This is a genomic window from Streptomyces sp. NPDC058052, from assembly GCF_042885515.1.
GTDB lineage: Bacteria > Actinomycetota > Actinomycetes > Streptomycetales > Streptomycetaceae > Streptomyces.
Genome location: NZ_JBHVRX010000004.1, coordinates 90,464 through 111,916, shown reverse-complemented (window position 1 = coordinate 111,916; position 21,453 = coordinate 90,464). Strand labels below are relative to the sequence as shown.

The following is a 21,453-nucleotide window of genomic DNA, read 5'->3' as shown; positions in this document are numbered from 1 at the left end:
GACCCGGTGTCGCTGGAGCGGCGGGCCATGGCGTGGCCGCCGTCTGATCTTCCGGGTCGAGGGGCGGACGCCCCGGCGGGCTGCCGGGGCGTCGCCAGGTCGTGGGGCCGTCAGGCCAGGCCCGCCACCAGGTCCGCGACGCTCTTGCGGCGGCCGGTGTAGAAGGGGACCTCCTCGCGGACGTGCATCCGGGCCTCGGAGCCGCGCAGGTGGCGCATGAGGTCGACGATGCGGTGCAGCTCGTCGGCCTCGAAGGCGAGGAGCCACTCGTAGTCGCCGAGCGAGAAGGAGGCGACCGTGTTGGCCCGGACGTCCGGGTAGCCGCGGGCCATCTTGCCGTGGTCGGCGAGCATCCGGCGGCGGTCCTCGTCCGGCAGCAGGTACCAGTCGTAGGAGCGGACGAAGGGGTAGACCGAGACGTAGTCGCGCGGGGTCTCGTCGGCCAGGAAGGCCGGGATGTGCGACTTGTTGAACTCGGCCGGGCGGTGCAGCGCCATGTTCGACCAGACCGGCTCCAGCGCGCGGCCCAGCCGCGTACGGCGGAAGAGGTTGTACGCCGTCTGGAGCTCGTCGCTCGTCTCGGCGTGCCACCAGATCATGACGTCGGCGTCGGCGCGCAGACCGGAGAGGTCGTACGTGCCGCGGACGGTGACGTCCTCCGCCGCCAGCTTGTCGAAGAGCTCCTGGACCTCGTTGGCGTAACCGGCTCGGTCGGCGGGCAGGACGTCGCGCAGCTTGAAGACGGACCACAGGGTGTAGCGGATGACCTCGTTGAGGTCCTTCGCCTTCTTACCGGCGTTCGGGATCTTTTCGGGCGCACTCATACGCCTATTCTCGCCCGTCACGAGGAGTGCCCCGCACCGGGGTGCCCCGTTTCCGACGTGGCGATGATCTCGTCCGCGACGGCGTCGGCCGCGCGGTGCGCCGAGGCGACGCAGGCGGGGATGCCGACGCCGTCGTACGCGGCCCCGGCGAGGCGCAGTCCGGGCAGGCCGGCGAGGGCGGTACGGGCCCGGGCGACACGGTCGAGATGGCCGACGGGGTACTGGGGCAGGCCGCCGGCCCAGCGGGTGACGGTGGTCGCGACGGGCCGGGCGGCGAGGCCGGTGGCGGCGCCGAGGTCCTTGAGGGAGGCGGCGACCAGGTCCTCGTCGTCGCGGTGGAGCCAGGTCTCCTCGCCGTGCCGGCCGACGGAGGTGCGGAGCACGAAGAGCTCGGGGGCCGCCTCGCCGACCCAGCGCCACTTCTGGCTGGAGAAGGTGGACGCCTTGATGGTGTGGCCGTCGACGGGCGGGACGAGGAAGCCGGAGCCCGGCAGGTCCGGCAGGTCGGCGCGGCGGAAGGCGAGGGTCACCAGGGCCATGGACGCGTAGGCGATCTCGGCGAGGAGCGCGGCGGCGTCCGGGGCGTGGCCGCCGAGGAGACGGGCGGCGACGGGGGCGGGGGCGGCGAGGACGACGGCGTCCGCGTCGAGGGTCCGCCCGGGGGTCACGACCCGCCAGCCGGTGCCGGCCCGGAGCAGCGCGGTCGCGGGGGTGTCGGTGAGGACCGTGCCGCCGGCGGCGCGGACGGCGTCGGCAACGGCGCCGGGGAGGGTGCCGATGCCGCCGGCGAGGCCGGCGAAGGCGGCTCCGCCGAGGCCGGTGGCGGCTCCCGCCACGTCGGCGGGGACGGCGGCGCCGGCCGCCTGGACGGCGCGGACGGCGCCGGTGAGGGTGGGGTGGCGGCGGGCGGCCTCGAAGAGGGCGGGGACGGATGCCTTCATCGAGATGCGGTACGCGTCGCCGGCGTAGACGCCGCCGAGGAGGGGCTCGACGAGCCGGTCGACGACCTCGCGGCCCATGCGCTCGGCGACGTAGGCGCCGATGGCGGTGTCGTCGCCGACCTCGGTGGGCGGCAGCTCCGAGTCCCGGCCGATCCGGCGCAGCCCTTCCTCGGAGAGGAGGCCGGCGACGGCTCCGGCGTCGCCGGGGACGCCCATGACGTGGCCCTTGGGCATCGGCACGAGGCGGCCGCGCGACCAGACGGAGGCGGTGGTGGTGCCGGGGGTCTGGAGCCGGTCGCCGAGGCCGACGGCCTCGGCGAGGGCGACGGCCTCGGGGCGTCGGGCGAGCAGCGACTCGGCGCCGAGATCCACGGGGGCGCCGGCGATCTCGCCGGCGAGCAGTTTGCCGCCGAGCCGGCCGCCGGCCTCCACGAGGGTGACGCGCGCGCCGGCGGCGAGCAGCCGCCGGGCGGCGGCGAGTCCGGTGATGCCGCCGCCGACGACGACGGCGTGAGGTCCGGCGTGAGGTCCGGCCTGGGGTCCCGAGGTGTCCGCGTTCATGGGACCACTCTCTCAAATCGCCCCCGCGCTCCCGTTCCGAGGCCGGAACGTGACCGCATCGCTACCGCGCGGCGCAAACCGGCGGCGGGCCCCGCACGTCCTAGGGACGTCACTTCCTGCGACCCCTGGGGGGGCACGATGCGAAACGCGGACGGAACGGGCGGACGGAGACGGGCGGGGGCGGCGCTGCTGCTGGCCGTCTCGCTGGCGCTGACGGCGGGCTGCGGCGGCGCGGACAGCGGCGCCGCCGACTCCAAGGCCGCGGCGGCGGACGAGGCGGCCGGCGCGGCCGCGAAGCCGGAGGGGACCACCGGCGGCTCCGGCGGCTCGGGGCCGGAGGCCGCGAAGGCGGACGCGGCCGGCACGGACCCGGGGGCGTCGAAGCCGCCGGCCGTGCAGCACGTGATCCGGACGGCCTCGCTCCAGGTGGAGGTCGACCGGGTCACGGAGACCGCCGACCGGGTGCGGGCGGTGGTGACGGGCGCGGGCGGCCGGGTGGAGTCGGAGACGACCGAGCGCGCGGAGGAGGGGTACGACGGGCGGGCGCCGCGGGAGTACACCTCCTCGACGATGGTGCTCCGGGTGCCGCAGGACCGGTACGACCAGGTCCTCTCCGCGCTGGCCGGGACCGGGAAGCTGCTGGCCCGCAAGGCGGAGGCGCAGGACGTCACCGACCAGGTGGTGGACGTGGGGAGCCGGATCGCCACCCAGCGGGCGAGCGTGGCCCGCGTACGGGCGCTGATGGACCGGGCGGAGCGGCTGGCCGACGTGGTGACGCTGGAGGGCGAGCTGAGCCGCCGGCAGGCGGACCTGGAGGCGCTGCTGGCCCAGCAGGCGTCGCTGAAGGACCGGACCTCGCTGGCGACGATCACACTGAACCTCCAGGAGAAGCGGCGGGCGACCGTCGAGGACGAGCGGACCGGCGACGGCCGCCCGGCCGTCGACGACGCGCTCTCCGGCGGGTGGAACGCCCTGGTCGCGGTGGCGGCGTGGGCCCTCGTGGTGCTCGCGGCGCTCGCCCCCTGGCTGGTGGTGGCGCTGGCGGCGTACGCGGTGTGGCGGTGGGTCCTGCGCCCGCGCCGCCGGGCCCGCGCGTCCGCCGCGGCGCCCCGGCCCGCGCCCGGGCCGGCGCCGGTGTCCGCCGCCGTGCCGACGCAGCGGACGCGGGCGAACGCGGCCGGGCTGCCGCTGCCCGGAGAGGAGCCGGACGAGGAGACCCCCGCCCCGTAGCGTGGGCGCATGAGCGAACGACTGGTGGTCATCGGCGGCGACGCGGCGGGCATGTCCGCCGCGTCGCAGGCGCGCAGGCTCAAGGGGCCCGGGGAGCTGGAGATCACGGCCTTCGAACGGGGCCGTTTCTCCTCGTACTCGGCCTGCGGGATCCCGTACTGGGTGGGCGGGGACGTGTCCGGGCGGGACGAGCTGATCGCCCGCTCCCCCGAAGAGCACCGGGCGCGCGGGATCGGGCTGCGGACCCGGACCGAGGTGACGGAGATCGACCTCGCCGGGCAGAGGGTTCTGGCCAGGGATCTGGCGGCCGGTACGGAGGCGTGGACGGGTTTCGACAAGCTGGTGATCGCGACCGGGGCGCGCCCGGCCCGTCCGCCGCTGCCGGGGATCGACGCGGCCGGGGTGCACGGGGTGCAGACCCTGGAGGACGGGCAGGCGCTGCTCGACTCGCTGGCCGGGACGGCGGGGCGGCGGGCGGTCGTGGTCGGCGCCGGGTACATCGGCGTGGAGATGGCCGAGGCGCTGCTGAACCGGGGGTACGAGGTGACGGTCCTCAACCGGGGCGAGCAGCCGATGTCCACGCTCGACCCGGACATGGGCCGGCTGGTGCACGCGGCGATGGACGGTCTGGGGATCCGTACGGTCGGCTCGGCGGCGGTGCGGAAGATCCTCACCGGCGACGACGGCCGGGTCCGGGCGGTGGCGACGGACGACGCCGAGTACCCGGCGGACGTGGTGGTCCTGGGGACCGGCGTGGTGCCGGAGACCTCGCTGGCGGAGGCGGCGGGGCTGCCGCTCGGGACGCACGGCGGGCTGCTCACGGACCTGGCGATGCGGGTGCGGGGGCAGGAGAACGTGTGGGCGGGCGGCGACTGCGTCGAGGTCCTCGACCTGGTGTCGGGCCGGGAGCGGCACGTGCCGCTGGGCACCCACGCCAACAAGCAGGGGCAGGTCATCGGCTCGAACGTGGGCGGCGACTACGCGACCTTCCCCGGGGTGGTGGGGACGGCGGTGTCGAAGGTCTGCGACCTGGAGATCGCCCGGACCGGGCTGCGGGAGAAGGACGCCCGGGCGGTGGGGCTGCGGTTCGTGACCGTGACGGTGGAGTCGACGAGCCGGGCGGGGTACTACCCGGGGGCGGCGCCGATGACGGTGAAGATGCTGGCCGAGAAGCGGACCGGGCGGCTGCTCGGGGTGCAGATCGTGGGCCGGGAGGGCGCGGCGAAGCGGGTGGACGTCGCGGCGGTGGCGCTGACGGCCCGGATGACGGTGGAGCGGATGACGGCGCTGGACCTGGGGTACGCGCCGCCGTTCTCCCCGGTGTGGGACCCGGTGCTGGTCGCGGCCCGGAAGGCGGTGGCGGCGGTGCGGGCGGCGGGCTGACCGTCCGGCCGCGGACCGCGAGGGGTGGCGGTGCGGACGGCGGGCCGGGCCCGCCGTCCGCCCCGCCGGTCGCGGGGCGTCAGACGGCGGTGCGCTCGTGGACGTGGGCGACGAGGCGGGTGAGGGCGTCGGGGTCCATCGACGGCATGACGCCGTGGCCCAGGTTGAAGACGTGGCCCTCCAGGTCCTTCGCGGCGGCCAGGACCTCGTCGGCCTTGGCCTCCACGACCTCGGTGGAGGCGAAGAGGACGGCCGGGTCGAGGTTGCCCTGGAGCGCCTTCCCGGGGCCGACGCGGCGGGCGGCCTCGTCGAGCGGGACGCGCCAGTCGACGCCGACGACGTCCGCGCCGGCCTCGCCCATGAGGCCGAGGAGCTCGCCGGTGCCGACGCCGAAGTGGATGCGCGGGACGCCGTGGCCGGCGACCGCGTCGAAGACCTTGGCGGAGGCGGGCAGGATCGAGCGGCGGTAGTCGGCGGGGGCGAGGGCGCCGACCCAGGAGTCGAAGAGCTGGATCGCGGAGGCGCCGGCCTCGATCTGCACCGTCAGGAAGGCGGAGGTGATCTCGGCGAGGCGGTCGAGCAGGTCGGCCCAGAGCTGCGGGTCGCCGTACATGAGCGCCTTGGTGTGCTCGTGGTTGCGGGACGGGCCGCCCTCGACGAGGTAGCTCGCGAGGGTGAAGGGCGCGCCGGCGAAGCCGATCAGCGGGGTGTCGCCGAGCTCCTCGGTGAGCATGCCGATGGCCTCGGTGACGTAGCGGACGTCGTCGGGGGTGAGGTCGCGCAGCCGGTCGAGGTCGGCGCGGGTGCGGATCGGCTCGGCGACGACGGGGCCCACGCCGGGCTTGATGTCGAGGTCGACGCCGATGGCCTTGAGCGGGACGACGATGTCGCTGAAGAAGATGGCGGCGTCGACCTTGTGCCGGCGGACGGGCTGGAGCGTGATCTCGGTGACCAGCTCGGGCCGCATGCAGGACTCCAGCATGGGGATGCCCTCGCGCACCTTCAGGTACTCGGGGAGGGACCGCCCGGCCTGTCGCATGAACCAGACGGGGGTGTGGGGCACGGGCTCGCGCCGGCACGCCTTGAGGAACGCGGAGTCGTACGTCCGCGACTGCTGCTTCGTCTGCTGGCCCGTCGGGCTGTCCATGGCACTCACGCCCAAATCTTCGCATGTGGCCGGAAGCCGCTCGTGCCGGGCGGGTGTCCCTCCCCGCATGGCGGCCCCGTTCCGCCTACTCTTCCCCGCATGGCTGCGGCTCAGGGACATTTTTCCGATCATTCCGACGGCATTCGAGGGACGGGCGACAAGGCGGACAGTACGGCGGGGACCCCGGTGCCGGCGGCGTTCCGGAGAGCGGTGGACGCCCTGCGGACGGCACGGCTGCGGTCCGAGATGGAGGTCGAGCCGACCCGCCCGCCGCAGCGGCTCGCGCCGTACGCGTACGCGGTGGAGGCGGCGGTCGTCGACGGCGAGGAGGACCTCGCGGACGGGCGCCTGGTGCTGCTGCACGACCCGGAGGGCCACGACGCCTGGAAGGGGACCTTCCGGCTGGTGACGCTGGTGCGGGCGGAGCTGGAGCCGGAGATGGCGGCGGACCCGCTGCTGCCGGAGGTGTGCTGGTCGTGGCTGACCGGAGCCCTGGAGGCGCGCGGGCTCGCGTACGGGGAGGCGAGCGGGACCGTGACGATGGCGGGCTCGCACTACTTCGGGGGACTGGCGGACCGCCGGCCGGCCACCCAGATCGAGATCCGGGCGTCCTGGACGCCCCGGGAGGGGCTCGGCGGGGCGCCGGACACGGCGGCGCACCTGGCGGCCTGGTCGGACCTGCTGTGCCAGATCGCGGGGCTGCCGCCGGCGGCCGCGGAGCCGCCGGGGGCGCACGGCCCGACGGGGGCGACGGGCCCGGCGGGGACGGTGTCGGGCGCGGGGGTCGTCTCGCTGCCCCAGCGACGGGGGCCGCAGGGGGCCTGAGTCCGGGCGGCCGCCGATCCCGGCCGTCCGTCCCGTCGGACAGGTGTGCGCGAGGGGCCCTCCGGGGCCCCTTCTCGCGTTCGTACGGGGGTCCCCCGTGGGGGTGAGGGAACGGGGGCCGCTCGTAGGATGATCGATCGCGCGTCCGAATTGCCCGAATTGTTACTCACTAAATCGTGATCTTTCCCTAAAGGCGGGCGGCCCTGCTGCCGAAGGAGTCATTGACCCCTTCAGAGCACGGGTTCGCCCCCGGCTTCTTCCCCGAGCCGGCTCCGTCCCGCACCTTCCCCCCCAGGAGGCCGAGTGTCCGTTCTGCTCGAGCAGCCCGCTAGCCTGGTCGCCTACCGCCCGAACAAGCCGACGGCCATGGTCGTCGTGGCCGACCCGCGCGTCCGCTCCACCGTCACCCGCCACCTGTGGGCGCTCGGCGTACGGGACGTGATCGAGGCGTCGTCCATCGCGGAGGCCCGTCCCCGCGTCGGCAACCCGCGCGACATCTGCGTGGCCGACGTCCACCTTCCCGACGGCAGCGGCCTCACCCTGCTGTCCGAGACCCGCGCCGCCGGCTGGCCCAACGGCCTCGCCCTCTCGGCCGCCGACGACATCGGCGCGGTGCGCAACGCGCTCGCCGGCGGCGTGAAGGGCTACGTCGTCACCGGCACGCGGACCAATATCGGCCACCCGACTCGCCCCGGCGCCGCGCCCATCGGCGCCGCGGCCGCGCGGCTCGGCCACCGCCGCCCCCCGGGTGCCCCGAGCCACCCGGGCGGCTACCGCGAGCTCTCCGGCCGTGAGGTCGAGGTGCTCCGCCTGGTCGCCGAGGGCCAGTCCAACAAGGCCATCGGCGTCTCCATGGGGCTCTCGGCGCTCACCGTGAAGAGCCACCTCGCCCGGATCGCCCGCAAGCTGGGCACCGGCGACCGGGCCGGCATGGTCGCCGTGGCCCTGCGGACCGGGATCATCCACTGACACCGGCGTGACGGAAACGCGGCGCCTGCCGACGGAACGTTCCGTCGGCAGGCGCTTGCCGTCGGCGGATACCCTTGACAGGTGACCGACGCCCAAGAGACCGCAGCAGACACCGCACTGCGCACCACCGGGGGCGGCCCCCCGGACGAGAACGTCCCTGCGAATGGGCTTCCGATCCCGTTGCTGGAGCCCCGCGAGGGCATCCCGCCGGTCGTCGCGAGCGAGCAGGACCTCACCCATGTGATCGCCGCCTTCGCCGCCGGACGCGGACCCGTCGCCGTCGACGCCGAGCGCGCCTCCGGCTACCGCTACGGCCAGCGCGCCTACCTCGTCCAGCTCCGCCGCGAGGGCGCGGGCACCGCGCTGATCGACCCGGTCGGCTGCCCCGACCTCTCCGGCCTCGGACAGGCCCTCGACGGCACCGAGTGGATCCTCCACGCGGCCACCCAGGACCTGCCCTGCCTCCGCGACATAGGCATGCGCCCCTCCTCGCTCTTCGACACCGAGCTCGCGGGCCGGCTCGCCGGATTCCCCCGCGTCGGCCTCGGCGCGATGGTCGAGTCCGTCCTCGGCTACGCCCTGGAGAAGGGCCACTCGGCGGTCGACTGGTCCACCCGCCCGCTCCCCGACCCCTGGCTGCGCTACGCCGCCCTCGACGTCGAGCTCCTCGTCGACCTCCGCGACGCACTGGAGAAGGAGCTGGACCGGCAGGGGAAGCTGGAGTGGGCCCACGAGGAGTTCGACTCCATCGCCGCCGCCCCGCCCGCCCCGCCGCGCAAGGACCCCTGGCGCCGCACCTCCGGCATGCACAAGGTCCGCCGCCGCCGCCAGATGGCGGTCGTACGCGAGCTGTGGACGGCCCGCGACCGGGTCGCCCAGCGGCGCGACGTCTCCCCCGGCAAGGTGCTGAGCGACGCGGCGATCGTCGAGGCGGCGCTCGCCGTCCCGGTGAACGTCGGCGCCCTCACGGCCCTGCCCGGATTCGGCCACCGCATGGGCCGGCGCCAGCTGGAGCAGTGGCAGGCGGCCGTGGACCGGGCCCGCGCCCTCCCCGAGAACGAGCTCCCCCAGCCGGGCGCCCAGGTGGCCGGTCCTCCCCCGCCGCGCGCCTGGGCGGACAAGGACCCGGCGGCCGCCGCCCGGCTCTCGGCCGCCCGGGCCGGCGTCTCGGCCCTCGCCGAGGAGCTGCACCTCCCGCAGGAGAACCTGATCACCCCGGACACCGTCCGCCGCATCTGCTGGGAGCCCCCGGCCGCCGCGGACCAGGACGCCGTCGCCGCCGCCCTGGCCGCCCACGGCGCCCGCCCCTGGCAGGTCGGCCTGGTGAGCCCGCTGCTCGTGAAGGCGCTGACGGCGACGGCGTGACCCGCCGCGCGAGCCCCCGGCCGGAAGCGGCCGGGGGCTTCGCCGTCCTACGGGGCCGGGCTGAGGTTGCCGTCGGTGTCCATCTCGAAGACGCCCTGGGTCTTGCCGTCCACCGTGAGGTGCTTCAGCCAGTGCTTCGACAGGTTGTGCACGTTCTTGTGCTGCATCTCCCACACCACCGAGTGCCCCGCGCACTCCAGCTTGACCATCAGCTTGTGCGGGCCCGCGACGGCCTCGTAGAGCTTGGGGACGGAGAAGTTGAACTCCGGGTCCGGATGGGGCGGAGACGTGTTCACCTGCCTGTCGTGCTCCCCGTACACCATCAGTACGGGCACGGCGCCGCCGAGCACACCGCCCTGCGCCGCGGTCGTGCTGTTCCACCCCCACCGGGCGAAGTTCCTGATGCGGTTGAACCCCGACGGGGGTCCCCAGGTGCTGCCCACGGCGTCGTTGGCCATGATCGCGTTCCATGCCGCGTCGACGATGCCGGGCGCGCGCTGACCGACACAGGGCGCCTCCCCCTTCCAGCCGTCGTCGAACCCCTGCTTCCCGGCGATGGTGGTGGGGAACCCCGGTCGCGGCAGCGTGGCCGGCGGGTTCGACGTGGCCAGGGGCGGGAAGATCGGCGCCAGCAGGAAGAGGCTCTCGACCTTGCCGGGGTTCTTGACCGCGTACGGCCCCATGGTGAAGGCGGCGGCGGACCAGCCGATGAACGCGAGCTTCTCCACCCCGCACTCGTCGAGGACGTACTCCACGACGGTGTTCAGTTCGTCCCGGTCGCTGTGCGAGTTGGTCAGCTGGAACGGGTAGTTCAGCGGGCCCGGGGTGAATCCCGGCGGCCTCGGAGTCAGCAGGGGCTGCTGGGCCGGGTTGACGTTGCGGGGGTCGTCCATCTGGGGACGCGGAGACCGTCCCGAGCCCTGGAGGTCCATCATGAAGACGTCGTAGCCCGCCTTCGCCAGCGCCTCCGCCCAGCTGTACGACTCGTGCTGGAGGTCGAAGCCGGCCAGCACCGGGACGCTCCGGCCGTGGAGCATGAGGACCGGTCTGCGCGGCCCGGTGGTGGAGGTGTGACGCCGCTCCCTCACGAAGAGTTCGACCTTGTCGCCCGCGTTCGCGGGGACGGTGGAGACGTGGGGGACCGCGTGGTCGATGGTGTCGATCGCCATAGGAGTCCGATCTGCGCGCAGGGGCCGGGGCCTCGTGCCCCGACCGGTGCCAGCGTCCGTCCGCCGGCGGACGGACACGCCGCGACGCGGCCGCCGCCCTGCGCCGCCCGGGTCGTGGGACCCTCCCAACGGACGGGCGTACGCGGGGGGCGCGTGGCCGCCCGGCGCCGTCCCCGGCATGTGACCTTCGCCGCTTGGCCCCCAAGGGGTGGGCAGCTTGGTTACCCACAAGTAGCATGGGGGAAGCAAGCGCACGCTTAGTGGTGTGCGCCGCAGCAGTGCCGTCCCGCACCTGGAGGAGAGCCATCGTGCCTCGTACCGTCAGGGACGTCGTCTTCGTCGACGGCGTCCGCACCCCGTTCGGCAAGGCGGGCCCGAAGGGCATCTACCACGAGACCCGCGCCGACGACCTCGTCGTGAAGGCCATCCGGGAGCTGCTGCGCCGCAACCCGGCCCTCGACCCGGCGAAGATCGACGAGGTCGCGATCGCCGCGACGACCCAGATCGGCGACCAGGGCCTCACCCTCGGCCGCACCGCCGGCATCCTCGCGGGCCTCCCGCAGTCCGTGCCCGGCTACTCCATCGACCGCATGTGCGCCGGTGCCCTCACCGCCGTCACCTCGGTCGCCGGCTCCATCGCCTTCGGCGCCTACGACGCCGTCATCGCCGGCGGTGTCGAGCACATGGGCCGCCACCCCATGGGCGAGGGCGTCGACCCGAACCCGCGCTTCGTCAGCGAGAAGCTGGTCGACGAGTCCGCCCTCTTCATGGGCATGACCGCCGAGAACCTGCACGACCGCTACCCGAGCATCACCAAGCAGCGCGCCGACGAGTACGCCGTGCGCTCGCAGGAGAAGGCCGCCAAGGCGTACGCGGACAACAAGATCCAGCCCGACCTGGTGCCGATCTCCGTCCGCCGCACCAACGCCGAGGCCGGCGAGACCGGCTGGGGCCTGGTCACCGCCGACGAGCCGATGCGCCCGGGCACCACCCTGGAGTCGCTGGCGGGCCTGAAGACGCCGTTCCGCGTCCACGGCAACGTCACCGCGGGCAACGCGGCCGGCCTGAACGACGGCGCCACCGCCTCGATCATCGCCTCCGAGGACTTCGCGCGGGAGAACGACCTCCCCGTCAAGATGCGCCTCGTCTCGTACGCCTTCGCCGGCGTCGAGCCCGAGGTCATGGGCTACGGCCCGATCCCGGCGACCGAGAAGGCCCTGGCCCAGGCCGGCCTCTCGATCGACGACATCGGTCTCTTCGAGATCAACGAGGCATTCGCCGTCCAGGTCCTCGCGTTCCTGGAGCACTACGGCATCGCCGACGACGACGCGCGCGTCAACCAGTACGGCGGCGCCATCGCCTACGGTCACCCGCTGGCCTCCTCCGGCGTCCGTCTGATGACGCAGCTGGCGCGCCAGTTCGAGGAGAACCCGCAGGTCCGTTACGGCCTCAACACCATGTGCGTCGGCTTCGGCATGGGCGCGACGGTCATCTGGGAGAACCCCCACTGGGAGGGCAAGTGAGCACCACCGCCGAGCTTCTGAAGGGCGCCGCCGAGCTCTTCCCGGACGAGGTCGTCACCTCGGCCCACGTGCGCCACTTCGAGCTGCCCTTCGGGGCCGGCCGTTTCGCGCTCGTCACCCTGGACAACGGCTTCGACCACACCAAGCCGACCACCTTCGGCCCGCAGTCGCTGGCCAACCTGAACACGGCGATCGACCAGGTCGAGGCCGAGGCCGCCAACGGCGAGATCGTCGCCGCCGGCATCACCGGCAAGCCGTTCATCTTCGCCGTCGGCGCCGACCTCAAGGGCGTCGAGCTGCTGAAGAAGCACGACGAGGCGCTCGCCATCGGCAAGGGCGGCCACGACGTCTTCAAGCGTCTGTCCGCGCTCGCCGTGCCGACCTTCGCGTACTACAACGGCGCGGCCATGGGCGGCGGCGTCGAGGTCGGTCTGCACTGCACCTACCGCACCGTGTCGAAGGCCCTCCCGGCCTTCTCGCTCCCCGAGGTCTTCCTCGGCCTGGTGCCCGGCTGGGGCGGCTGCGCGATCCTCCCGAACCTGATCGGCGCCGAGAAGGCCGTCCAGGTCATCATCGAGAACTCGCTGAACCAGAACCGCCAGCTCAAGGGCAAGCAGGTCTTCGAGCTCGGCATCGCCGACGCGCTCTTCGAGGGCGCCGACTTCCTGGAGCAGTCGCTCCTCTGGACCGCCGGCGTGCTGAACGGCTCCGTCACCGTCGAGCGCCCGGAGATCGACCGCGGCGAGGGCTGGGACGCCGCCGTCGCCAAGGGCCGCGCCATCGCCGACTCCAAGGTGCACGGCGCCGCGCCGGCCGCCTACCGCGCCCTCGACATCATCGAGGCCGCCAAGGACGGCGACCTGCAGAAGGGCTTCGACGCCGAGGACCAGGCCCTCGCGGACCTGATCATGGGCGGCGAGCTCCGCTCCGGCATCTACGCCTTCAACCTGGTGCAGAAGCGCGGCAAGCGCCCCGCCGGCGCCCCGGACAAGTCGCTCGCGCGCCAGGTCACCAAGGTCGGCGTCGTCGGCGCCGGTCTGATGGCCTCGCAGCTCGCCCTGCTCTTCCTGCGCCGCCTGGAGGTGCCGGTCGTCCTGACCGACATCGACCAGGAGCGCGTGGACAAGGGCGTCGGCTACGTCCACGGCGAGATCGAGAAGCTGCTCGGCAAGGGCCGCATCAACCAGGACAAGGCCAACCGTCTCAAGGGCCTGGTCTCCGGTGTCCTCGACAAGGCCGAGGGCTTCGCGGACGCGGACTTCATCATCGAGGCCGTGTTCGAGGAGATGTCCGTCAAGCAGAAGGTGTTCGCGGAGGTCGAGGCGGTCGCCCCGGCGCACGCGATCCTCGCCACCAACACCTCCTCGCTGTCGGTCTCCGAGATGGCCTCGAAGCTCCAGCACCCGGAGCGCGTGGTCGGCTTCCACTTCTTCAACCCGGTCGCGATCCTCCCGCTCCTGGAGATCGTCCGCGGCGAGAAGACGGACGACGCCTCGCTCGCCACCGCCTTCGGCGTGGCGAAGAAGCTGAAGAAGACCGCGGTCCTCACCAAGGACGCCCCGGCGTTCGTCGTGAACCGCATCCTGACCCGCTTCATGGGCGAGATCCAGAACGTCATCGACGAGGGCACCTCGGTCGAGACCGCGGAGAAGGCCATCGAGCCGCTCGGTCTGCCGATGTCCCCGCTGGTCCTCCTGGAGCTCGTCGGCCCGGCCATCGGTCTGCACGTCTCCGAGACCCTGAACCGCGCCTTCCCGGAGCGCTTCATCGTCTCCCCCAACCTGAAGGCCGTCGTCGAGGCCGGCAAGCGCGGCTTCTACGTCTACAAGCCGGAGAACGGCTTCAAGCCGGAGCTCGACCCCGAGGTCGCCGCGCTGCTCAAGCAGGGCGACACCGTCCTCACCGAGCAGCAGGTCCGCGACCGCGTCCTCGACGCGGTGGCGCAGGAGATCGGCCTGATGCTGGAGGAGGGTGTCGTCGCCGAGGCGCAGGACATCGACCTCTGCCTGATCACCGGTGCCGGCTGGCCCTTCCACCTGGGCGGCATCACGCCGTACCTGGACCGCGAGGGCGTCTCCGAGCGCGTCAACGGCAAGCGTTTCCTGGCGCAGGGCGTCGCGAGCGTCCCGGCGTAACGCGCCCCGTACGAAAGGCGCTGCCCGGCCCCCTCTCCAGGGGCCGGGCAGCGCCTTCGGCGTTTCCCGGGCCCCGCCGGCCGGAGGCGGCGGGGCCCGGAGGGTCTCAGAGGCGCGTCCAGGCGGCCAGGGCGAGGCCCGGCTCGTCCTTCTGGCGGGTGACGACCACCCCGCCGTCGTCCGCCAGCGCGGCGACCGCCGCGGCGCCGTCGGCGTCGGCCGTGAGGGCCGGCGGGCCGAGCACGGGCGGGCCGGACGGGGTCCAGTGCAGGCCGGTGTCCTCGCGCTCCGTGAGGTAGGCCGCCAGGACCGCGCCGCCCTTCTCGTCGCACTGGGCGAGCAGGGTGCAGTCGTAGCCGTCGATCATGCAGCGCCCGGCGTTCAGCGGGCCGTCACCGGCCGCGTCGGCGAACGGGGTGGGCTCCAGGCCGCGCCCCGGCGACCAGGCGCGGATCCGTCCCTCGCCGTCGGCGTAGAAGAGGGTCACGTGCCCGGAGGGGCCGGTCACCGCGGCGAGCGTGCCCTGGACGACCGGGGTCACGAGCAGCGGCTCGACGACCGGGCGGGCGCCCGGCTCCTTCTGCACGTACCGGAGCAGCCCGCGGTCGGTGGCGGTGTACAGCTCGACGAGACCGTCGCCGTTCACCGCGGCCACCGGGTTCTGGTCGGTGCGGCCGCCCTTGAGGTCCCACCACGGGTGCCAGCCGCCGGCGTCCTTCTGGACCCGGGCGCTGACGCCGCCGCCGCGGTTGCGGACGAAGACGTGGACGCGGCCCTTGGCGTCGACGGCGACCGCCGGGTTGCCGTACCACTCGGCCCGGCCGTTGGCGTGGCCGATGGACTTCCACTCCACGTTGGGCCGGCCGGTCTGGAACTGGACGCTGTGCACCAGCTCGACGTGGTCCTCCCCGGCCTCCGCGCCGGTGTCGGTGGGCCGGAGGCCGATCAGGTGCACATAGCGGTCGGGTCCCTGAGCGGCCGCCAGGAACGGCAGCAGGCCCCCGCCGCCGATCGGTTCGGGGCCGCCGAACCGGCCGCCGGCGCCCTCGGTCCAGCGGAGCACCTCGCCGTCCCGGGGGACGTACACGCTGAAGCGTCCTTCGGCGCCCCGGGCCAGCCAGTCGCCGTGCATTCTGGGGGCGCGGGGGGAGCCGTGGGAGGGGACGGCGGGGGCCTGGGGTCGGTTCACCATGGGGGGATCCAGCGCTCCGGGTCGAGTGGGGGTCGGTTCCCACCGACTGTATCCGCCCGGCCCGGGCGCCTTCCGCCCGCCCGCTGGGTCCGTGGCCGGTACACGGCTAGTACAGGGCGTCCCGGCCCTCCCGGCCCAGCCGGCTGTGACGGCGCCCGTACAGGAAGTACACGACGACGCCGATCGCCATCCAGACCGCGAAGCGGAACCAGGTCTCGCCCGGCAGGTTGAGCATCAGCCACAGGGAGGCGGCGATGGAGATGATCGGCAGCACCGGGACCCACGGGGTGCGGAAGGCGCGGTGCAGGTCGGGACGGGTCCGGCGGAGGACGATGACACCGGCGGCGACCATCACGAAGGCGAAGAGGGTGCCGATGTTCACCAGGGTCGCCAGCTCGTTGATGCTGGTGAAGCCGGCCACGATCGCGATGATCACGCCGAGCAGGACGGTCGGGCGGTACGGCGTCTTGAAGCGCGGGTGCGTGACCGAGAAGAAGCGGGGCAGCAGTCCGTCGCGGCTCATGGCGAAGAAGACGCGGGTCTGGCCGAGCAGCAGGATCAGACAGACCGTGGTGAGGCCGACGGCGGCGCCGAAGCTGATCACGCCCGCGTAGAAGGGATGGCCGGCGGCTTTGAAGGCGTCGGCGAGCGGGGCGCTGACGGACAGTTCGGAGTAGTGCTGCATGCCGGTGACGACCAGGGCGACCGCCACGTACAGCACGGTGCAGATGAGGAGCGAGCCGAGGATGCCGCGGGGCATGTCCCGCTGCGGCAGCTTGGTCTCCTCGGCGGCGGTGGCGACCACGTCGAAGCCGATGAAGGCGAAGAAGACGATGGAGGCGGCCGTGAAGATGCCCATGACGCCGAAGTTGGTGGGCTCGTAGCCGAAGAGGAGCTGGACGAGCGGGGAGTCCCAGTTGGAGCCGCCGCCCTCCGGGGTCACGGCCGGCGGGATGAACGGCGAGTAGTTGTCGCCGACGATGAAGAAGAGGCCCGCGACGATCACGATCATGACGACCGTGACCTTGATGGCCACCACGACGGCGGTGATCCGGGCGGACAGCTTCATGCCGATGACCAGGATCACGGTGAGCACCAGGACCAGCAGGAAGGCCAGGATGTCGAAGGTGCCGCCCGGCGCGTCCGGGCCCTCCAGGGCGGCGGGCAGGTGCCAGCCGATGTTGTCCATCAGCGAGCGCACGTAGCCGGACCAGCCGACCGCCACCACCGCCGTGCCCAGCGCGAACTCCAGGACGAGGTCCCAGCCGATGATCCAGGCGGGCAGCTCGCCGATGGAGGCGTAGGCGAAGGTGTACGCCGATCCCGCCACCGGCACCGTCGAGGCGAACTCGGCGTAGCAGAGGGCCGCCAGGGCGCACACGATGCCGGCCGCGACGAAGGCGAGCGCGGTGGCCGGGCCGGCGTTCTCCTTGGCGACCTTGCCGGTCAGGACGAAGATGCCGGTGCCGATGATCACACCGACGCCGAAGACCGTGAGGTCCCAGGCCGAGAGTGACTTCCGGAGCGCGTGCTCCGGTTCCTCGGTGTCCCTGATGGACTGTTCGACCGACTTCGTCCGGAACATTCCGGAGTTGGCCCGTGGGGGGCGCTGATCCGTACTCACCGTCGTACCTCCGCGTCGTCCGTGACGTCGGGTCTCGGGGCCCCCGGTGGACGGGGGTCGAGGGGACGCTGCCCGCAGTGAAGCCAGGATGCACGCGAAAGGGCCGGTCGGCACCCGGGAGGGTGAACCGACCGGCCCAATGGTGACGCGGAGTGACCGTTCCGCCGGGGCGGGATCAGTCGCGGGCGGGCTCCACGGCCTGCCGGGCCGCCTCGAACCGTCCGTCCAGGCGGGAGACCAGTCCGGTGACCTGGCGGGCGATGTCGGGGGCGGTCAGACCGATCTCGGCCATGACCTCGCCGCGGGAGGCGTGGTCGAGGAAGACCGGCGGGATGCCGAAGTCACGCAGCGGCACGTCGACGCCGGCGTCGCGCAGCGCCTGGGCGACGGCCGAGCCGACGCCGCCGACGCGGCTGTTGTCCTCGACGGTGACGACGACCCGGTGGTCGGCGGCGAGCGGCGCGAGGGCCTCGTCGACCGGCTTGACCCAGCGGGGGTCGACCACGGTGGTGGAGATGCCCTGGCGGTCGAGGAGACCGGCGATCTCCAGGCACATCGGGGCGAGCGCGCCGACGGAGACCAGGAGGACGTCGGGCCGGTCGGTGCCGGCCTCGCGGAGCACGTCCATGCCGCCGACCCGGCCCACGGCGGGGACGGCGGGGCCGACCGCGCCCTTGGAGAAGCGGACCACGGTGGGCGCGTCGGTGACCTCGACGGCCTCGCGCAGCTGGGCGCGGACCTGGTCGGCGTCGCGCGGGGCGGCGAGCCGCAGGCCGGGCACGACCTGGAGGATCGACATGTCCCACATGCCGTTGTGCGAGGCGCCGTCGGTGCCGGTGACGCCGGCCCGGTCGAGGACGAAGGTGACGCCGCACCTGTGCAGGGCCACGTCCATCAGGACCTGGTCGAAGGCGCGGTTGAGGAAGGTCGCGTAGACCGCGAAGACCGGGTGCAGTCCGCCGGTGGCGAGGCCGGCGGCGGAGACGGCGCCGTGCTGCTCGGCGATGCCGACGTCGAAGACGCGCTCCGGGAACTCCTTGGCGAAGCGGTCCAGGCCGACCGGCTGGAGCATGGCGGCGGTGATCGCCACGATGTCCTCGCGCTCCTTGCCGAGCGCGACCATCTCCTCGCCGAAGACGCTGGTCCAGTCGGCGCCGGAGGTGGCGATCGGGAGACCGGTGTCGGGGTGGATCTTGCCGACGGCGTGGAAGCGGTCGGCCTCGTCCTGGAGGGCGGGCTGGTAGCCGCGGCCCTTCTCGGTGAGGCAGTGGACGATGACCGGGCCGCCGAAGCGCTTGGCGCGGGTGAGGGCGGACTCCAGGGCCTCGATGTCGTGCCCGTCGATGGGGCCGACGTACTTCAGGCCGAGGTCCTCGAACATGCCCTGGGGGGCGATGAAGTCCTTGAGGCCCTTCTTCGCGCCGTGCAGGGTCTCGTAGAGCGGCTTCCCGACGACCGGGGTGCGCTCCAGGATGTCCTTGCCGCGGGCGAGGAAGCGCTCGTAGCCGTCGGTGGTGCGCAGGGTGGCCAGGTGGTTGGCGAGGCCGCCGATGGTGGGCGCGTAGGAGCGCTCGTTGTCGTTGACGACGATGACGAGCGGGCGGTCCTTGGCGGTGGCGATGTTGTTGAGCGCCTCCCAGGCCATGCCGCCGGTGAGGGCCCCGTCGCCGATGACGGCGACGACGTGGTCGTCCTTCTTCAGGATCTGGTTCGCCTTGGCGAGGCCGTCGGCCCAGCCGAGGACGGTCGAGGCGTGCGAGTTCTCGATCACGTCGTGCTCGGACTCGGCCTGCGAGGGGTAGCCGGAGAGGCCGCCCTTCATCTTGAGCTTCGAGAAGTCCTGGCGGCCGGTGAGGAGCTTGTGCACGTAGCTCTGGTGGCCGGTGTCCCAGAGGACCTTGTCCTTCGGCGAGTCGAAGACGCGGTGCAGGGCGATGGTCAGTTCGACCACACCGAGGTTGGGGCCGAGGTGTCCGCCGGTCTTGGAGACGGCGTCGACGAGGAAGGTCCGGACCTCCGCGGCCAGCTGGTCCAGCTGTTCCGGGGAGAGCCGGTCCAGGTCGCGCGGTGTCCTGATACGGGTCAGCAGGGCCACCCGTGCCTCCTTGCGTTCTGAGCTGGTCGAGCTTGCCGATTTTGCCGAGTCTAATGTTCCGTCCTGGATCGTGGGCATCGGGCCAGGCGGAGTGGCATCACCCGTATGGGGGATGTACTGGTCCGGACACTGCTCCGGACGCGACGGTGCCCGGCACCGGTTCACCGGTGCCGGGCGAATGTGGCGCGTCTTACCCCGGGGGCGTCGCACCCGACGGGCGTGTCACGCCCGTCCCGCGGATTTCTGGGTCTTGCGGGAGACGGAGTCGATGATCACGGCGATGAGGAGCACGGCGCCGGTGATCATGTACTGGATGGCGTTGGACTCCAGGTTGAGCTGGTTGAGGCCCTGGACGATCGACTGGAGCACCAGGATGCCCAGGAGCGCCGACCAGACCTTGCCGCGGCCGCCGAAGAGGGACGTGCCGCCGATGACCGCCGCGGCGATGCACATCATGAGCTGGTTGCCGCCGCCGAGGGAGCGGTCGGCGCCGCCGGTGGCGGAGGCCAGGAAGAGGCCGCCGATCGCGCCGAGGGTGCCGGAGATCATGAAGACGGAGATCCGGATCCAGGCGACGTTGATGCCGGCGCGCCGGGCCGCCTCGATGCCGCCGCCGACCGCGAAGACCTGGCGGCCGTAGGTGGTGCGGCGCAGCACGAAGTCGGTGACCAGCAGGATCACCAGGAAGATCACCAGGGAGAGCGGCAGGCCCTTCTCCTGGTTGAAGCCGTACGCGGCGACCAGGACGAGGACCGCGAGGACGCCGGTGCGCAGCAGGATCTCGCTGTGCGGGCGGTGCGGCAGCTCGGCGGCCCTGCGGCGGCCGGAGTCGCGCAGCTGTGCGAGGTAGAAGGCGGCGATGACCACGGCGGCGAGGCCGTAGGCGGCGGCGACGTCGGAGAAGTAGTACTTGGTGAGGTCGCCGACGAAGCTGCCGATGGGGGTCGGGATGGTGGACCGGTCGCCCATTACCCAGGTCTGGAGTCCGGCCCAGCCGAGGAAGCCCGCGAGGGTGACGACGAAGGCGGGGACGCCGATCTTGGCGAAGACCAGGCCGTGGAAGGCGCCCAGGAGGGTGCCGGAGAGGATGCCGAGGAGGATCGCGAGGGAGTCCGGCATGTCGGTGGCGAAGACGCCCCAGACGGAGCCCGCGAGGCCGGCGACGGAGCCGACGGCGAGGTCGATCTCGCCGAGCAGCAGCACGAAGACGATGCCGACGGCCATGATGCCGGGGCCGGCCGCGTACAGCGTGATCTGGTCGAGGTTGTACGAGGTGATGAAGTTGCCGGTCAGCGCCTGGAAGACGATGCCGATGACGATCAGGCCGACGACGACGGGCAGGGAGCCGATCTCGCCGGAGCGGATCTTGCGCTTGAACTCGTCGACGTAGCCCTTGAAGCCCTGCTCGCGGACGAGGAGGCGGGGGTCGACGGCGGGGACCGCGGCGGCGGCCGGGGTCTCGGCGGCGGCGTCCTCGGAGGTGCGGGGCTCGGGCACGGGCGCCTCGTCGGTCGCCTTCGGGGTCGTGCTCACTGGGCTACCTCCGCGGTGCGGGCCTGCCGGCGGGTCACGGCGTTGTCCGTGGCGCCGGTGATCGCGGCGATGATCTCTTCGTGCGTGGTGGTGGCGACCGGGAAGGTGCCGTTGTTGCGGCCGAGGCGGAGCACGGCGACGGTGTCGGCGACCGCCTTCACGTCGGCCATGTTGTGGCTGATGAGGATGACGCCGAGGCCCTGCTCGCGCAGCCGCTCGACGAGGTCGAGGACCTGGGCGGTCTGCTCGACGCCGAGGGCGGCGGTGGGCTCGTCCAGGATCACGATCTTGGGGTCGCCGACCAGGGCGCGGGCGATGGCGACGACCTGCCGCTGACCGCCGGAGAGGGCGGCGACGGGGATGCGGACGCTGGGGATGCGGATGGAGAGCGTGGAGAGGAGGTCCTTGGCCCGCTTCTCCATGGCGACCTCGTCGAGGACGCCGCCCTTCTTGAGCTCGCGGCCGAGGAAGAGGTTGGCGACGACGTCGAGGTTGTCGCAGAGGGCGAGGTCCTGGTAGACGGTGGCCACGCCGAGGGTCTGGGAGTCCTGCGGGCGGGCGATCTCGACCGGGCGTCCCTCCCACTCGATGACGCCCTCGTCGATCGGGTGGACGCCGGCGATCGTCTTGACCAGGGTGGACTTTCCGGCGCCGTTGTCGCCGACCAGGGCGACGACTTCACCCGCGTGGACTTCGAGGTCGACACCGGAGAGGACCTGGACCGCTCCGAATCGCTTGAAGATCCCGCGCAACGCCAGGACAGGCGTCTGGGACACGTGAACCAACTCCTTCGCCGCCCGTGGACGGGGGCAGCGGCATGTCGCGCCGTACGGCGCCGAGTTCGAGGGGGGCTGTGCTCGTCCGGCCCCGGACCGACAGCGGGGTCTGGGTCGGCCGGGGCCGGACGGGTCAGGGTCGCGGAGCCGCGTCACGGGGG

16 protein-coding genes are annotated in these 21,453 nt (G+C 73.1%); 7 read left to right on the top strand and 9 right to left on the bottom strand.

The features are described 5' to 3' along the window. Positions 1–110: 110 nt before the first annotated feature. Together hemQ and hemG are read right to left on the bottom strand one after the other, a co-directional pair. On the bottom strand, positions 111–824 hold the full coding sequence (gene hemQ, locus ACFVU3_RS07205) for a hydrogen peroxide-dependent heme synthase (protein ID WP_390064447.1): 714 nt from the start codon (positions 822–824) through the stop codon (positions 111–113). A 17-nt stretch (positions 825–841) separates the two neighbouring features. Beyond that, positions 842–2,326 carry a protoporphyrinogen oxidase gene (gene hemG / locus ACFVU3_RS07200; protein WP_390064445.1) on the bottom strand — a complete coding sequence of 495 codons (1,485 nt, stop codon included), beginning with the start codon at positions 2,324–2,326 and terminating at the stop codon, positions 842–844. 138 nt (positions 2,327–2,464) lie between these two features. On the opposite strand from hemG, the gene ACFVU3_RS07195 reads away from it, so the two are divergent. After that, on the top strand, positions 2,465–3,556 hold the full coding sequence (locus ACFVU3_RS07195) for a DUF4349 domain-containing protein (RefSeq protein WP_390064443.1): 1,092 nt from the start codon (positions 2,465–2,467) through the stop codon (positions 3,554–3,556). 9 nt (positions 3,557–3,565) lie between these two features. Continuing rightward, a complete protein-coding gene (locus ACFVU3_RS07190; protein ID WP_390064442.1) occupies positions 3,566–4,939 on the top strand; it encodes an FAD-dependent oxidoreductase in 1,374 nt (457 codons plus the stop codon). Between the two features lie 79 nt (positions 4,940–5,018). Here ACFVU3_RS07190 and hemE read toward each other — a convergent pair whose 3' ends face one another. Beyond that, positions 5,019–6,095 carry a uroporphyrinogen decarboxylase gene (hemE, locus tag ACFVU3_RS07185; protein ID WP_390064440.1) on the bottom strand — a complete coding sequence of 359 codons (1,077 nt, stop codon included), beginning with the start codon at positions 6,093–6,095 and terminating at the stop codon, positions 5,019–5,021. A 90-nt stretch (positions 6,096–6,185) separates the two neighbouring features. Between hemE and ACFVU3_RS07180 the strand changes: the two genes are divergently transcribed. The 3 genes from ACFVU3_RS07180 to ACFVU3_RS07170 all read left to right on the top strand — a co-directional run bounded on the left by ACFVU3_RS07180 (position 6,186) and on the right by ACFVU3_RS07170 (position 9,245). Continuing rightward, positions 6,186–6,911 (top strand): DUF3000 domain-containing protein, encoded by a 726-nt coding sequence (locus tag ACFVU3_RS07180; RefSeq protein ID WP_390064438.1) that lies wholly within the window; start codon positions 6,186–6,188, stop codon positions 6,909–6,911. 303 nt (positions 6,912–7,214) lie between these two features. After that, on the top strand, positions 7,215–7,880 hold the full coding sequence (locus tag ACFVU3_RS07175) for a response regulator transcription factor (protein ID WP_015037008.1): 666 nt from the start codon (positions 7,215–7,217) through the stop codon (positions 7,878–7,880). Between the two features lie 81 nt (positions 7,881–7,961). Further along, on the top strand, positions 7,962–9,245 hold the full coding sequence (locus tag ACFVU3_RS07170) for an HRDC domain-containing protein (RefSeq protein WP_390064437.1): 1,284 nt from the start codon (positions 7,962–7,964) through the stop codon (positions 9,243–9,245). Positions 9,246–9,292: 47 nt separating this feature from the next. Here the strand turns inward: ACFVU3_RS07170 and ACFVU3_RS07165 are convergent, their stop codons facing one another. After that, positions 9,293–10,414 (bottom strand): alpha/beta fold hydrolase, encoded by a 1,122-nt coding sequence (locus ACFVU3_RS07165; RefSeq protein WP_390064435.1) that lies wholly within the window; start codon positions 10,412–10,414, stop codon positions 9,293–9,295. Positions 10,415–10,722: 308 nt separating this feature from the next. On the opposite strand from ACFVU3_RS07165, the gene ACFVU3_RS07160 reads away from it, so the two are divergent. Together ACFVU3_RS07160 and ACFVU3_RS07155 are read left to right on the top strand one after the other, a co-directional pair. Then, on the top strand, positions 10,723–11,937 hold the full coding sequence (locus tag ACFVU3_RS07160; protein ID WP_364944522.1) for an acetyl-CoA C-acyltransferase: 1,215 nt from the start codon (positions 10,723–10,725) through the stop codon (positions 11,935–11,937). Further along, positions 11,934–14,072 (top strand): 3-hydroxyacyl-CoA dehydrogenase NAD-binding domain-containing protein, encoded by a 2,139-nt coding sequence (locus ACFVU3_RS07155; protein ID WP_390064433.1) that lies wholly within the window; start codon positions 11,934–11,936, stop codon positions 14,070–14,072. The genes ACFVU3_RS07160 and ACFVU3_RS07155 overlap by 4 nt, the downstream gene beginning before the upstream one ends. 106 nt (positions 14,073–14,178) lie before the next feature. Here the strand turns inward: ACFVU3_RS07155 and ACFVU3_RS07150 are convergent, their stop codons facing one another. The 5 genes from ACFVU3_RS07150 to ACFVU3_RS07130 form a co-directional block, all read right to left on the bottom strand. Beyond that, complete coding sequence (locus ACFVU3_RS07150; RefSeq protein WP_390064431.1) at positions 14,179–15,264, bottom strand: hypothetical protein; 1,086 nt, start codon at positions 15,262–15,264, stop codon at positions 14,179–14,181. Between the two features lie 106 nt (positions 15,265–15,370). Next, the gene (locus ACFVU3_RS07145) at positions 15,371–16,849 is read right to left on the bottom strand and encodes an amino acid permease (protein WP_390064899.1); all 1,479 of its coding nucleotides are present in this window, start codon (positions 16,847–16,849) and stop codon (positions 15,371–15,373) included. Positions 16,850–17,063: 214 nt separating this feature from the next. Further along, a complete protein-coding gene (dxs, locus tag ACFVU3_RS07140; RefSeq protein WP_390064429.1) occupies positions 17,064–18,983 on the bottom strand; it encodes a 1-deoxy-D-xylulose-5-phosphate synthase in 1,920 nt (639 codons plus the stop codon). Between the two features lie 222 nt (positions 18,984–19,205). Further along, positions 19,206–20,516 (bottom strand): sugar ABC transporter permease, encoded by a 1,311-nt coding sequence (locus tag ACFVU3_RS07135; protein WP_390064428.1) that lies wholly within the window; start codon positions 20,514–20,516, stop codon positions 19,206–19,208. Then, on the bottom strand, positions 20,513–21,292 hold the full coding sequence (locus ACFVU3_RS07130; protein ID WP_390064426.1) for an ATP-binding cassette domain-containing protein: 780 nt from the start codon (positions 21,290–21,292) through the stop codon (positions 20,513–20,515). Before ACFVU3_RS07130 ends, ACFVU3_RS07135 begins: the two co-directional genes overlap by 4 nt. Positions 21,293–21,453 lie beyond the last annotated feature (161 nt).